Genomic DNA, 13,818 nt, shown 5'->3' with positions numbered 1-13,818 from the left:
TTAAAAGCTGGATCATAGATTTTTCGCCCTTGTTTCATACGTTAAAATTAAGGTTTTATGCTTAACTCTAACTGGAAGCTAAATTAGTATATCCAGGCCGGCTGTAACAGTTACAAAGGCTTTTCTTAAAGAAGATAAATTGAAAACGAGTATTGGAGCATCCTATAACCATTCGGGAAGTGCAACGGCAAATATCAATGTCATGAATTTCAGACTGGGAGGTAATTATATGCCGTGGAAGAAACATAGCTTTGATCTTGCTTTTATTCAGATGTTCAGAAATACAGACCAAGCGGTTGAAAACCCTAATCTAAATGAAATGACCTGTACGGTGGGATATAATTATAGTTTTTAAAACCGTTAAAATAAGCTGGAACATTTAAACTTTTTTCCTATTGATGTGCAAGGGTTTGAAATACTATCTCTCAATTCAGATCTTATTTTCCATTCGTTCAAAGCCTGGATAGAATAACTTTTGAAAAGTTTTTTGAAAATAATAAAGGTACACCAACAAATATTTCTGTACAAATTAATTTGACTGATGAGCAGCAAATATATGATATGTTAAAAATAACTGGCAGTTATAACAAGAAAAGATAACATTATATTGGACCAGTGATAAGCTTCTTTGAAAAGCTAATATGAAATTTTGAAATTATTTAACCAAGGTTTCTTTATTCTTATTAAGAAACTGAATTCTAAAATGTGAAAATAAATAGAAAAGAATATTTTTTATTTGATAATCTGTGGCTTATGTGAGTATCTAAAAGAAATCTATCAGATTTGTTTGTAAAATCCCTAAAAAGATATATATTTGCACCAGTTAAAAACAAATGCTCTTAATCTTATTAAAAAAGTGATCTATTCGATGACCTGCAAAATAAGAGAACAGCATAAAGCTTATGAATAGGGCTTTTTCTGAAAAAGTAAAAGTCCCGTCCGGATCGCAAAAAGTTTATCAATTTACTTTTAAAACAAAATTGATCCGGTAGTTCAGCTGGTTAGAATGCCGCCCTGTCACGGCGGAGGTCGCGGGTTCGAGTCCCGTCCGGATCGCAACTATTAAATCAAAATAGTACAAAATGCTGTAAAATAGATGTTTTACAGCATTTTGTCATTTCTAAAGGTAACTTACACCTATCTTGTGAAAAGAAATCATCCTCGAAAGTTGGGGCTAGATAGAAATTTAATAACGAAATTAGACAGACATTTAGAATAAACACCATCCTTTATTTGAAGCTTAGCATAATTTTTTGAGTTTAATACTTCTAATAATATCTTAATATTAACCTAGATTAGATAGGGATTTTAGAGATATTGACTATTTAGAGCAATATAATAATAAAGATGACAAGATGTTTCTTTGTACGGCTGCTTTGGCAGAAGTATAAAAGCCTGAAAAAAATTGAATTAATATTGATTGAGTATAGGAATTTGTTCATATTTATTTTAGTGTTTGTGCTTTAACACAGGAGCATATATAATATATACTCCTGCTGTCTTTTATAAGTAAGATATCCGTTTTTTTACGGTAATTTCACAAAGTATTTTTATTATTCAGTTTTAGGTCTGATATTTGTACTGAGTAGCAAAACTAATATATACAGACTTTTTATTTTATTTATGAAAAATATATTTGTGAAAAAATCACTTCTATACACACTTTTTATTGCACTAATGATGGTTTCTTGTAAAAAAGAAACTGAAAAAATAAACGATACTGTTAAAGATACTGCATCTTCAGTCATAGATACACAGCCTGCAGAAAAGGATACTGTAAAAAAAGATTCTGTAGTACGAAAGGAATCTTTACCACCGGCCATGCAAGAAGATGGCTTTTATAATGCCTTTATTTTTCCTAAAGATAAAAAGCTTAAAGATTCCCTGTTTTCTGTTTTCAATAAAAAATATACTGAGAAGGAGCGTTACGCTATTTTAGCATTAAACAGATTAGACTCAAAAAATAAATGGAATGCCGATACGCTGGTAGTTCCTGCTAAAATCGATACTACTTTAATGGAATATTCACCATTTCCAATGCAGTTGGATGTATTGAGCCCAGTGAAGAAATTCGTGGTTTTTTCTTACCCTATCCAGGCTTACGGGGTATATTCAAACGGTAGCCTTGTGAAATGGGGCCCGACAAGTATGGGTAAAAAAGCTGCAAAGACAAAAACAGGATTAACTTTTGCCAACTGGAAAAAACAATTGGCAATTTCTACTGTCAGCAGCGAGTGGAAACTGCCTTATAATTTTAATATTTTTAATATTGACGGTATCGGATGGCATCAGTATGATCTGCCGGGTTATCCTGCTTCGCACTCTTGTTTGAGATTATTAATGAATGATGCAAAATGGCTTTACAGCTACGCAGATACTTGGGTGCTGAATCCCGGAGGTGCAACCACTAAAGCAAAGGGAACACCTGTTTTGGTATACGGAGATTATGGCTGGGGAAAAAGAAAGCCTTGGAGAAAATTGTTGAATGATCCTAATGCGAATAATGTTTCCGTGGAAGAAATGACCAAAATGATCGAATCGAATATTGAAAAAATTCTTAAAGAACAAGACAAAAGGGAAAGGGTGGTAGATTCTATCAAAGCTGCAAGAGCAATACCGGAGCAGATGCCTGAAAATCCTAAAACACAAACACCTTAATCTTAATCTTAATCCTTTTTTTCAAATTGTAAAGTAGATTCCTCGGCAAATTTTCTGAGCTTTTGCATCTCTTCCTTGCCTTTATATTGGCCGAATCTTGCTGCTGCATAAGTGAAGGCAATAAAAAAAAGCATTACAAAAGAGCAAGCTAATGCCCACGGAAATTCATGGCTTTTGATTTGTTTTTCTACATAATACATAGAAAAAAATGTCATCCAGAGGATCGAAAAAGTAAAATACAGAAACATAAAAAATGTCCAGACTGCGGAACTCGGCCCAAAAACGCCGCGTATCGCTGTTTTTTCATCTTCCATTTCAATTCTTAAAGATAATCTGGGCTTCCAATAGTTATCATCAGGAGTTTCTACGCAGATTGTGGCAACTTCCTTGTTGATATTTCCAGAGAATTCGTTTCTATGCTTAGCCAGATATTTCTTTAGATTTTCGGCATATTCTTCTTTGGTAAGATGAGTGTACATTTTAAAGCGTGGCCGGCTTCTGATTTTATCAAGGGTAGTTTCTTCGGTATTCATATTATTCTTGTTCTTGGTAGGGGATAGGATCTTCGAGGCTGAAGCTTAAGGTCATTTCCTGATTTTTTCTCTGGATCAGCATGTTGATTGTTTTTCCTTCTCCGGATCTCATCATTTCTATTATTTTTCCCATTGTCATGTCTGAGGTTTTTTTTCCATTAATACTGATCAGCTTATCATCTTTTTTTAATCCTGCTTTATCTGCCGGAGAATCTTTCCTGACGCCCGCGATAGAGAATATAGGCTTTAAAACGAAGTTGTACTGCATGCTGTTATTCAAGACTTCAAGTCCGCTCGAGGCATTGTCTTTGTTTTTGGTAGGAAGGTTTACAAGGTCTTTTGTCCATTCCATACCGTCCTGCTGGAAATCCAGTCCGCTCATATTGAAATGAAAAGGATCATTAAAGGTCCTGTTTTTCCTTAAATATAATTTTTGGTTCGGATAATCAAAAGCTACTGTAAAACGCCTCAGGATATCGCCTCCTACAGAACCTTTTCTATCTTCCACAAGATTGACATGCTGGATAGAATATTCGTCGGGCATTGCTGTAAGCGGCTTTTCAAATTTAAAATTACCCAAATAAAAATTATGAATCCTGCTTCTCTTACCATAAATATCACCATTAAAGCCTCTTCCCAGAAAATCATCAATGTTCGGACGGTTATACACGAAATTCTTGATTAAAGTGGGGAAGAGCCATATCGGATCACTGTTTCCGAGGTCTATTAATAATTTTGATTTTTTCTTCTCATTGGTCATTTCAACTTCTGCAAAAACGTAAGGCTTGCTTTTTTCAATGGAAATAGGAAGCTCATCAAATTTTTTTACCTTTTTCTTAAAGACTTCCTGATCGGTATAGATGGTAATTTTCTTGGAAGAATAGTCGATAATAATGGGATGATTCTTAAAAAAATGATAACCTATAATACCATTTACCGGGATTCCCACATGGGAAGATATATTGAAATCCTGATTAACAATAATAAAAAGTGTAAGTGTATAATTGACATAATCCTTACTGATCCTTGCAATATTATTGTCAGAACGGAAGCCATCGATGCTGGCATTCCCACCAAGTCCTGAAAACCTTATTTTTTCAAGGTTTGCTAGTTTTAGTTCTTGATTTTCAAGACTGAAAATAGAAGTTTCTGCAACACCAGTATCTAATAAAAATGTTAAATCTGCTCCATTGATATTAATAGGTATAAAGATTAAATTATTGATTAATTTAAAAGGAATAACTACTTTTTTCTCATTCTGTATTTCAAATGAATTCTGGGCATTAGAGAAAATGCTGATAAAAAATATCCATAAAAAATACGTTAATTTCATTTACTGAATTTAGTAAAATTATTCTTATCAAAACTAAAAAACATTCCCAAAATTGAGAATGCCTGTATAGATTTTTAGAAGGTGCTTAAGTTTTATCAAAAATATTTTTTAACAATAAGTAGCTAATGTTCTGATACTTTATGTGTAAAAAATTAATCAGTAATAGTAGATTTCTAAAGTCTTTAAATGTTTAAACAATAAACAAAGTTTATTTGACCAGGAAGATGAAAATAAAATTTTACTTTGAAAAGAAATCCATAAGGTCAATATAGTTTTTCTGGTTTACCCCATGCCCGCTCATGTATTCTCTGAATGTAAAATAGCAGCCCAGATCGTACAGAAGATCAGCCGCTTTTCGGCCCCATTCTAGAGGGATTACAGCGTCATCAGTTCCGTGAGAGACGAAAAAGCGGAGCTTTTCAAGTTTCTTTTTATCTTTTACAATCCCAGTCAGCAGTTTTTCTTCCGGATAGCTGCTGAGGCAAGCTACATAATTAAACATTTCAGGGTATTTTAAGGCCAGCGCATAGCATAAAATCCCACCTTGGCTGAAGCCGCAGAGGTTGGTTTTCCCTTCTGTAATTTCGTAATGAGTTACAATTTTTAAGATACTTTCCATGATGCTATTCAGGGATTGTGTAGCCTGCGGAATATCAACAAAATTTTCCGGATTGTTAAAATCTATATCATACCAGGAAAATCCTTCAAACTGCGTATTTCTGGGAGCTCTGAAGCTTACGATCAACCAGTCTTTAGGAAGTGTTTCCCTGAAGCTGAAAAGGTCTTGCTCATTGCTACCATAACCGTGAAGCATAAAAAGGATAGTAGTGTTTTTAGTAATATTTTCGGGTTCTCTTACAATGTAGTCTAAATTCATAAGACAAAGATAAATAATAAATAATTTGAAAAACCAATCTATTAGCAGTGCATTCCGTTAAGCGACTCTCAAACAATCCTTATTGATTTACCCATAAAAATGAGATATTGCATTTGTTTATTAATTTGATATTGTTTAGAAATCTTTATTGGAAAATTTTCATAAAAGTTATTTTTATATTGATAAAAAACCTATATTTGAAACATTAAAAAATCTATTTGGAGAAATGAAGCAATTTTACAAAGCAAAAAATTTATTAAAACTTTCTTTTTTATTCGTTGTATTATTTTCAATAATTTCTGTTGCTAATTCTTGTAAGAATGACGACAAAGATGAATATAAAGATCACATTATTCGGTTTGAAGCAAAAATAGTGAATGGAACAGGTAGTGGTACAGGCACTTTCAAAACTGTTGTTACCCAGATAGGTACAGCTCAAACTACGACATTTAATCCTACTGGGACAAGTTGGGCAAGTGAGGAGAAGTTTGTAAGCTCAAGCCAGTCCCAATTAAATCTGGCGGCAAATGCTGTTCTTCCTAATGCTGATTCTAAACTGATTGTAAATATTTGGGTAGATGGTGAAGTTGCTAAAACAGATACAGCAACCGGATCTGGAGAAAAAAGTGTAGCAGTGGCACATAGTTTCCTGGAATTATAAAACAACATTAAAAATCTATATATAAAACCGCCTTTTGGCGGTTTTTTTTGTATTGTTGATATCACAATAATAATGGTTTGTAAAATAATTACTTTTTTTATTAAACTCTTTTAGACGCATAAATATATACTTTCAATCTTAATTGTTAGTATTACGGTAGAATGGCTATTTAATATGTAAAAAAACAAATTGTTAGTAATTATAGGTAATATTATAATAATATTTGTTTTTTTTAAGTAAGAATTATATTTTATTAATAAAGTCAAAAAAAAGAAAAAAATCCTGTAATTGATTTCATTTTTTTTGGATATATTTTAATATGTAAATGCCTATTAATACGGTATTTTTATTACGTATATATTTCTTTTAATTGTGTTTTATTAAATATTTTTCAGTATTAGATTGATTTTTTTTAAAAAAAAGTAATAAAAAAATTTCTAGATTCATTTTTTGAAACTATATTTGTATGTGAAATGAAACTCTCTCTTATTAAAATGCTTTTGCACTACTAGGGATTGGGAGTGAACTGGTTTAAAAAGATGATATCCTTTGTACGCTTCAATAAAAGTGGCTAAATAGGGATAGGGGCAAGGTGGTAATTTGCTTATTAAATCTAAGTGTATATCACACCATCTTTTATTTAAATAAAAAAAAGAAAAGGTATTGCCGGGGGCACCGCGTTTGGAGTATCGGGAACAGCGAATGTGGACAACCTCTACCTTGAGCTCACGTCAAATACAACTCTTCCGGCTCCTAATGCCAACGGGCAGCTATTATTCATTAAAAATAATACACCGAGCACCGTTACCCTTACTAAAGGATATACCGGAGGTTTATTCGATACCTACAGTGCTGCGAATGCCACTTCTCTCCAGGTTCTTCCGCTAGGACATATCGCATTTGTAGGATATGTGCAGGTAGGAAACGTGGGATGGATTGCCCAGGTCAGTTTAGACCCGTCCTATACTCCTGATAACTACTGGAATGTAAAAGGAAACACAGGAACTACTCCCGCAAACAACTATATAGGAACCACTGATAACCAAGATTTTGTGGTACGGACCAATAATACCGAAAAGATGAGAGTGCAGGCAGGAGGTAATGTTGGGATAGGTACAAATGCTCCTGCATCTACACTAAATGTCGTTAGTTCTGGTACAGGAGGTAATGTAGTGAGTACAACAAATACGGCAAATACAGTTTTACGTATGGAAAATCCCGCAAACGGACAGTCTGTTATTCAGAACTTAACGGCAAAGAATCCGTCAGGTACAGCTGTTTCTGTTGCTATGGGGATTAACCCTAATGTGGGTACAAATGGTGTCTTATTATTTTCAAAAAGTAATTCAGGAGATTTTATAATGGATCTTGCAAATGGAAATATTGGTATAAACACGACTCCTACTTCCAAACTTCATGTAAATGGAAATTTCAGGCTTGTGGATGGTACTCAGGCTGCAAACAGGGTTTTAACTACGGATGCTAACGGTAACGCAAGCTGGAAAGATCTGCCGGTTTCAAACAGCACTACTGCATTTACAGGTCCTTATGTAGCTGCTGCCGGAGGAACTAATCTCGTTTGGAATAACGATACGGGATGGGTCAATAATGTATCAACAGATGTTCCATTAAATGAGATAAGCGATCCTAATAATGTGTATGACCCTACTACAGGTGTTGTGACTATTACTACGGCAGGGGCTTATTTCGTAACAGTTGGGGCAAGATTACGAAATAACCCTCCTGCTATCGGTGCTGGTTTTGATGGTACTGCCGGTGGCTTTTATTCTTTTTTGATGATAAAACCTAACGGAAGTGGTAGTTTTACTCAATTGGCTTCCCAAGCTCTCAATGTGGTTCGAGGACTTAATAATCCGGGAGGTAATGTATATTATGATTCCTCTACGGAAACAGTATTGCTTCTAAATGTTGGAGATCAGATAAAGTTGAACTTTAGAACTTATGGAACGGCAAATATGAACACCAATGCTTCTAATGTAGTTCTTGAGAAAGGAGGATGTTATTTAAATATGTATAAATTCTAAATTAATATTAAACCTGCGGGATTATGAAAATCCCGTAGGTTACCTAAGTTCTTGTAATCATCCCGGTAAAGACATAGTATATGCACAGAATAGGAATGTCAGCATTATTACTACTACTCTAGGACGGACACATCAGATGTAAAGGATCAGCTCCCGACTATAAATGAAATGGTGTAGAATTTTAATTGAGTGTCAACAATGTAATGTAGGACTACATGCCCTGGTGCAGGTTTTATTATCAACAGCTACTTTGCAAATCTACCAAATAATGGAAGCTTTGTACATATCCAAACCAATTCACGATTAAGCTATAAATTCTTCAATCAAACATTCTGCTTTTTTGGAGGACTAGAGTTACTGTTCCGGCTGCTGGCAAACAACAATGATTAGCATTGGCTGTGAGGTAACTGCCAAAGTAATGTTGATATAATGGCATCATATACAAGAGGGTTTAATGTAGAATAAAAATTAAAATTAGATCAAAATGAATCCAGGCTTCTGTAAGAAAATTTTAGAGTAACTAAATATATGTCAAGCAATTATGAAAAAAAATCTATTACTATTAGGAACATGTATTGTGATTAGCACAACAACGTATGCGCAGAGTGGAAACGTTGGAATTAATACTTCGAATCCTCAAGCCATGTTACATATTGATGGAGGTAAAGATAACCCCACAACAGGAGCACCTTCTGCAGCACAGGAAGCAAATGATGTAGTTGTGACCTCTGCTGGTAGACTTGGGATTGGAACAATCAATCCGGGAGTAAGCATGCAGGCAGTGGGAGGTATTGCCGGGGGCACCGCGTTTGGAGTATCGGGAACAGCGAATGTGAACAACCTCTACCTTGAGCTCACGGCAAATACAACTCTTCCGGCTCCTAATGCCAACGGGCAGCTGTTATTCATTAAAAACAATGCAGCAAGCACCATTACCCTTACCAAAGGATATACCGGAGGTTTATTCGATACCTACAGTAGTACGAGTGCCACTTCTCTCTCGATGCTTCCGCTAGGACATATCGCATTTGTAGGATATGTGCAGGGAGGCAACGTGGGATGGATTGCCCAGGTCAGTTTAGACTCGTCCAATACTCCTAATAATTACTGGAATGTAAAAGGAAACGCAGGAACTACTCCCGCAAACAACTATATAGGAACCACTGATAACCAAGATTTTGTGGTAAGGACCAATAATACCGAAAAGATGAGAGTACAGGCAGGAGGTAATGTTGGTATTGCTGTAACAACGCCTACTGCCACATTGGATGTAAATGGAACTGCACGTGTAAGAAATACACCGGTACTTAGTTCAGGTATTAATTCTCCATTATTCGTAGATGTCAATGGAAATGTTGGAAAAGCAAATCCTACAGGTGAAGGAGATAAATACTACGCTACAGCCAATATTGCCTCCGGTGCTACTGGTACCGTTATTTCTGGTCTTCCGGATGGTGCTGTTTACAAAGCTATTATAAAAGTGCTGGATGGATGCGGAAGTGTCGCAATTGCAGATTTCTGGGTATTTGGTACCGGCTTTAATAATCTTGCTGCGATACAGGGTATCGGCGGTGCTACCAACAAGAACGGGGTCAGCCCGCCTACATTCACAGAAACACAAACTACTTCCCAGGTAGTGTACTCTGGTATAGCAGGATGTGCGGATGGCGGTAATAATACAGCTTTAAACTATACGGTGTCCATAAGCAACGGTCCTTCTCCACATACGATAAGTATTACAAATAATGGTAATGTTCTCAGGACATACTCTATTGTGGTAGAAAGATTAGGATTATAATTAAAATCAAAAAAGATAATCTGGATTTCTTTATAAGCCGACTGATCCTAAACAAGATGAAAAAGAGTTTATTATAAAATTATAAACGGTCTTATAAGGAAGTCCAGATATTATTAATCATTAAAATAAAATATGTTTAACAACGTGTTATTACAAACAATATCTCATAGTAAACCGCCAGTCTCAGGCGGTTTTTATTTTTAATTGAATGAGAATAAAAATAACAAATGCTGTTAACCCCTGCATAAAAGATATAGATACATATAATATATCAAAATAATGTGAAAAATTAATAATTACGAAAAATATTTTAAAATAATAAAAATAAAATGTGTTTTTTTATTATTATCGGATTGTAAGAAATGAATATTTTTTTAAAACAGATAACCAGTAATCATTTTATTATAAGGGAAATAAATAGAATAACTCCAATGTTTTTAGAAAAAATAAGAACAATTAATAAATAAAAAATAAACAAATAGTTTTGAAAAAAAAAAAATAAAACTAATTTTACAGTTGCACAAATTATTTAATAGAGATCTTTATTTAGCTATATACTGTATGAACAGCTAGATTTAGAAACGTTTAAATAATTTAAATAATGAACCAAAAATTATCGTTACTAGGTGTATTGTGTGTTTTAAGCACTTTGATGTATGCACAGAATGGGAATGTGGGGATCAATACTACAACACCCCAAACAACTTTGGATGTAAACGGTGCTATTACGAACCGTGAAACTGTAGTGGCCGTGTCCGGTAATGCAGCTACTGTCCCCTCAAATGTGAGCCAGGTGCGGCTTACGGGCGCTGCTACAGCTGCTGTTGCAATTACAGCTCCTGCAGCTCCTAATGCAGGACAACGTTTGATTATTTATAATAATACTACAGGAGGTTTTGGAGCTACACTTAACGGCTTTACCATTACTAATGGGCAGGCTATGGAGTTTACTTATAGCAACGGAGGCTGGAGGGCCACCAACGGTGGTGCTTCATTCGGTAGTAACTGGATGCTCACAGGAAATTCCGGGACAAGCCCGTCAACCAATTTCCTAGGAACCACAGACAATCAGGATATGGTAATCCGTACGAATAATACTGAGAAAATGCGAGTACAGGCTGGGGGTAATGTGGGAATAGGTACAAGTGCTCCTGCATCTACACTAAATGTCGTTAATGCTGGTACAGGAGGTAATGTGGTGAGTACAACAGGTACGGCAAATACAGTTTTACGTCTGGAAAATCCCGGAAACGGACAGGCTGTTATTCAGAACCTGACGGCAAAAAATCCTTCAGGCACAGCTGTTTCTGCTGCTATGGGAATCAATCCTAATGTGGGTACAAATGGTATCTTACTGCTTACGAAAAGCAATTCAGCAGATTTTGTAGTGGATCTTGCAAGTGGAAATATCGGTATGGGCACGAGTACTCCAGTATCAACATTAAATGTCGCTAATGCAGGAACTGCGGGCGCATCAGTGAGTACCGGGATTGCCGCAAATACAGCGTTACGTCTGGAAAATCCCGGAAGCGGGCAGTCTGTTATTCAGAATTTAACAGCAAAAAATGCTTCAGGTACAGCAATTTCTGCTGCTATGGGAATCAATCCTAATTTCAGTACTAATGGTATATTCCTGATTACAAAAAGCAGCACATCAGATTTTGTAATGGATCTTGGAACTGGTAATATTGGATTAGGTACGGCAAGTCCCACTGCTATGCTGGATGTAAATGGTACCGCACGCGTGAGATCTTTACCTGCTACACCTTCGGCTACTTTTAGCAAGCCGATCATGTCTGATGCTTCAGGTAATTTGATGTCTACCTACTTCCAGAATGATGGATCCATGGCGGGCGTTACAAGCCCTTCTATAGCAGCGGGTGCAAGAGTCGCTGCTATGACAGGAATTCCAACTGCAGCCATTTATAAAGTAAGTATATTAGTATTTGATAACTGTACAGATGTAGGGTATGTAGAGTTCTTCGTAAGATGTGCCGGACAGGTAACCTATAGTGCGTTGCAGGGCATTACCGGATTTTTAGGAAGTAATGGAACGCAGACACCTCAGTTTACAGAAACCCAAACCACAAGCTCAGTAGTTTTTCCTACTTATCCGGGAACTTGTCCGGGGTCAGCAGGAACGACGGATTTTAATTTTAAAGTGGAGATAGATTTGGTTGCGCCACATACCATATATATTACAAACAACGGTGGTATGGCGAAGAACTATACAGTCAGACTTGAAAGAATTGCTTATGCACCATAAATGTAGTATTATATCGCTTTAATTGCATATTATTTATAAGAAAGTATTTTTAAATAAACGTGTTATTGATTTCAATAACACGTTGTTAATACAAACATATCTCTAAAAAACCGCCTGCAGGAATGCAGGCGGTTTTGTTATTTTAATTGATCAAAACTTATTTTACCTTAATGATAAAATAATTCTTTTTTCCTTTTTGAAGCAATAAAAACTGTCCGTCAATAAGGTCACTTTCATTGGCTGTAAAGGTATCATTTACTTTTTGTTTATTCACTGAGATCGCATTTCCTTTGATTTCCCTGGCAGCTTCACTTTTAGATTTTAAAAAACCTGATTCTGAAAGTAGATCAACGATGCTTATTCCCAGCGCTTCAGTTTTCATCATCTCTTTTTGAGGAACACCATCAAACACTTCCAGAAAAGTATCTTCATCAAGGTTAACCAGGTCTTCCGTAGTAGAATGTCCGAAAAGAATTTCGGAAGCCTTCAAGGCCTTTTCATATTCCTCTTTTCCATGAACCCAGACGGTTACCTCTTCCGCAAGCTTTTTCTGGAGCTTTCTTTCGTGCGGTGCGGTTTTATGATCTTCAATCAATGTCTCAATTTCTTCTTTGCTTAGGAAAGTATAAAATTTAATGAATCTTTCAGCGTCTTCGTCGGTAGCATTCACCCAGAATTGGTAGAATTTATAAGGGGAAGTCTTCTTTTTGTCGAGCCAGTAGTTTTCCCCGCTTTCAGACTTCCCAAATTTTGAGCCGTCAGCCTTCGTAATCAAAGGAACCGTCAAGGCAAAGGCTTCTCCCTGCGCTTTTCTACGGATCAATTCTGTTCCTGTAGTAATATTTCCCCACTGGTCAGAACCGCCCATCTGAAGCTTCACGCCGTTATTTTGGTATAAGTGTAAAAAATCATATCCCTGAATAAGCTGGTAAGTAAATTCTGTAAAGCTCATCCCGTCAACACCCGCTTCTCCGGAAAGTCTTTTCTTCACAGAATCTTTTGCCATCATATAGTTTACCGTAATATTTTTTCCCACATTTTTTGCAAAATCAAGGAAAGAAATATTCTTCATCCAGTCGTAATTGTTCACCAATTCGGCTTTATTGGGCTCGTTTCCTGAGAAATCCAGAAATCTTGAAAGCTGGTTTTTCAGACAGTCGACATAGTGCAGAAGAGTTTCTTCGTCCAAAAGATTTCTCTCTGCAGATTTTCCCGAAGGATCCCCGATCATACCTGTAGCGCCCCCTACCAAAGCAATAGGCTTGTGGCCATGCTGCTGAAAATGAGCAAGTATTTTTATCTGAATAAGACTTCCGATATGTAAAGAATCTGCGGTAGGATCAAAACCGATATAGGCTGTAGTCATTTCCTTATCCAGTTGTGTGTCCGTTCCGGGCATCATATCGGCAAAAAGGCCGCGCCATTTCAGTTCTTCAATAAAAGAGTTCATTATTTTTTGCTTTAAATTTAAGGTGCAAAGATAATAATTTCAAGGGGAATTATTCAGTAAAATAAGCCTTGAAGGTTTGGAAATAAAATATTATTTTTTCAATGGATATACTAATTTAGCTTCCAGTTAGAGTTAAGCATAAAACCTTAATTTTAACGTATGAAACAAGGGCGAAAAATCTATGATCCAGCTTTTAA

General features: G+C 35.8%; 10 protein-coding genes and 1 tRNA gene. 7 read left to right on the top strand and 4 right to left on the bottom strand.

All coding sequences use genetic code 11. From position 1 onward, the window contains the following. Positions 1-139: 139 nt before the first annotated feature. The 3 genes from BW926_RS13535 to BW926_RS13525 all read left to right on the top strand — a co-directional run bounded on the left by BW926_RS13535 (position 140) and on the right by BW926_RS13525 (position 2,658). Entirely contained in the window at positions 140-355 is a 216-nt protein-coding gene (locus BW926_RS13535) for a hypothetical protein (RefSeq protein ID WP_179078024.1), read from the top strand. 627 nt (positions 356-982) lie between these two features. Next, positions 983-1,056 (top strand) — tRNA-Asp (locus tag BW926_RS13530). Between the two features lie 582 nt (positions 1,057-1,638). Then, positions 1,639-2,658, top strand: coding sequence for a L,D-transpeptidase (locus tag BW926_RS13525; RefSeq protein ID WP_076447841.1), 1,020 nt, complete (start codon positions 1,639-1,641; stop codon positions 2,656-2,658). An 8-nt stretch (positions 2,659-2,666) separates the two neighbouring features. Here BW926_RS13525 and BW926_RS13520 read toward each other — a convergent pair whose 3' ends face one another. The 3 genes from BW926_RS13520 to BW926_RS13510 all read right to left on the bottom strand — a co-directional run bounded on the left by BW926_RS13520 (position 2,667) and on the right by BW926_RS13510 (position 5,401). Then, the gene (locus BW926_RS13520; RefSeq protein WP_076447838.1) at positions 2,667-3,191 is read right to left on the bottom strand and encodes a hypothetical protein; all 525 of its coding nucleotides are present in this window, start codon (positions 3,189-3,191) and stop codon (positions 2,667-2,669) included. 1 nt (position 3,192) lies between these two features. Then, positions 3,193-4,524, bottom strand: a complete 1,332-nt coding sequence (locus BW926_RS13515) for a PDZ domain-containing protein (protein ID WP_076447836.1) — start codon at positions 4,522-4,524, stop codon at positions 3,193-3,195. 238 nt (positions 4,525-4,762) lie between these two features. After that, complete coding sequence (locus BW926_RS13510) at positions 4,763-5,401, bottom strand: alpha/beta hydrolase (RefSeq protein WP_076447834.1); 639 nt, start codon at positions 5,399-5,401, stop codon at positions 4,763-4,765. A gap of 226 nt (positions 5,402-5,627) precedes the next feature. Between BW926_RS13510 and BW926_RS13505 the strand changes: the two genes are divergently transcribed. From BW926_RS13505 to BW926_RS13490, 4 genes are all read left to right on the top strand, one after another. Next, positions 5,628-6,062, top strand: coding sequence for a hypothetical protein (locus BW926_RS13505; RefSeq protein ID WP_076447840.1), 435 nt, complete (start codon positions 5,628-5,630; stop codon positions 6,060-6,062). Between the two features lie 704 nt (positions 6,063-6,766). After that, positions 6,767-8,107 (top strand): hypothetical protein, encoded by a 1,341-nt coding sequence (locus BW926_RS13500; RefSeq protein WP_076447832.1) that lies wholly within the window; start codon positions 6,767-6,769, stop codon positions 8,105-8,107. A 541-nt stretch (positions 8,108-8,648) separates the two neighbouring features. Beyond that, positions 8,649-9,905 carry an autotransporter outer membrane beta-barrel domain-containing protein gene (locus BW926_RS13495; protein ID WP_076447831.1) on the top strand — a complete coding sequence of 419 codons (1,257 nt, stop codon included), beginning with the start codon at positions 8,649-8,651 and terminating at the stop codon, positions 9,903-9,905. A 601-nt stretch (positions 9,906-10,506) separates the two neighbouring features. Continuing rightward, positions 10,507-12,171, top strand: a complete 1,665-nt coding sequence (locus tag BW926_RS13490; RefSeq protein WP_143756556.1) for an autotransporter outer membrane beta-barrel domain-containing protein — start codon at positions 10,507-10,509, stop codon at positions 12,169-12,171. A gap of 157 nt (positions 12,172-12,328) precedes the next feature. On the opposite strand, the gene tyrS is transcribed toward BW926_RS13490, so the two are convergent. Further along, positions 12,329-13,621, bottom strand: a complete 1,293-nt coding sequence (gene tyrS / locus BW926_RS13485; protein WP_076447828.1) for a tyrosine--tRNA ligase — start codon at positions 13,619-13,621, stop codon at positions 12,329-12,331. Positions 13,622-13,818: the final 197 nt, after the last annotated feature.

It is taken from the genome of Chryseobacterium sp. RU37D, from assembly GCF_900156075.1.
GTDB lineage: Bacteria > Bacteroidota > Bacteroidia > Flavobacteriales > Weeksellaceae > Chryseobacterium.
The sequence above is the reverse complement of the archived record's forward strand: the minus strand, read 5'-3'. Positions and strand labels throughout refer to the sequence as shown.

What these genes read in the sequence shown, in the direction of transcription:
- BW926_RS13505 (WP_076447840.1), top strand. Translation starts at nt 5,628, where the DNA reads ATGAAGCAATTTTACAAAGCAAAAAATTTATTAAAACTTTCTTTTTTA.
- BW926_RS13515 (WP_076447836.1), bottom strand. Translation starts at nt 4,524, where the DNA reads ATGAAATTAACGTATTTTTTATGGATATTTTTTATCAGCATTTTCTCT.
- BW926_RS13490 (WP_143756556.1), top strand. Translation starts at nt 10,507, where the DNA reads ATGAACCAAAAATTATCGTTACTAGGTGTATTGTGTGTTTTAAGCACT.
- BW926_RS13520 (WP_076447838.1), bottom strand. Translation starts at nt 3,191, where the DNA reads ATGAATACCGAAGAAACTACCCTTGATAAAATCAGAAGCCGGCCACGC.
- BW926_RS13510 (WP_076447834.1), bottom strand. Translation starts at nt 5,401, where the DNA reads ATGAATTTAGACTACATTGTAAGAGAACCCGAAAATATTACTAAAAAC.
- BW926_RS13495 (WP_076447831.1), top strand. Translation starts at nt 8,649, where the DNA reads ATGAAAAAAAATCTATTACTATTAGGAACATGTATTGTGATTAGCACA.
- tyrS (WP_076447828.1), bottom strand. Translation starts at nt 13,621, where the DNA reads ATGAACTCTTTTATTGAAGAACTGAAATGGCGCGGCCTTTTTGCCGAT.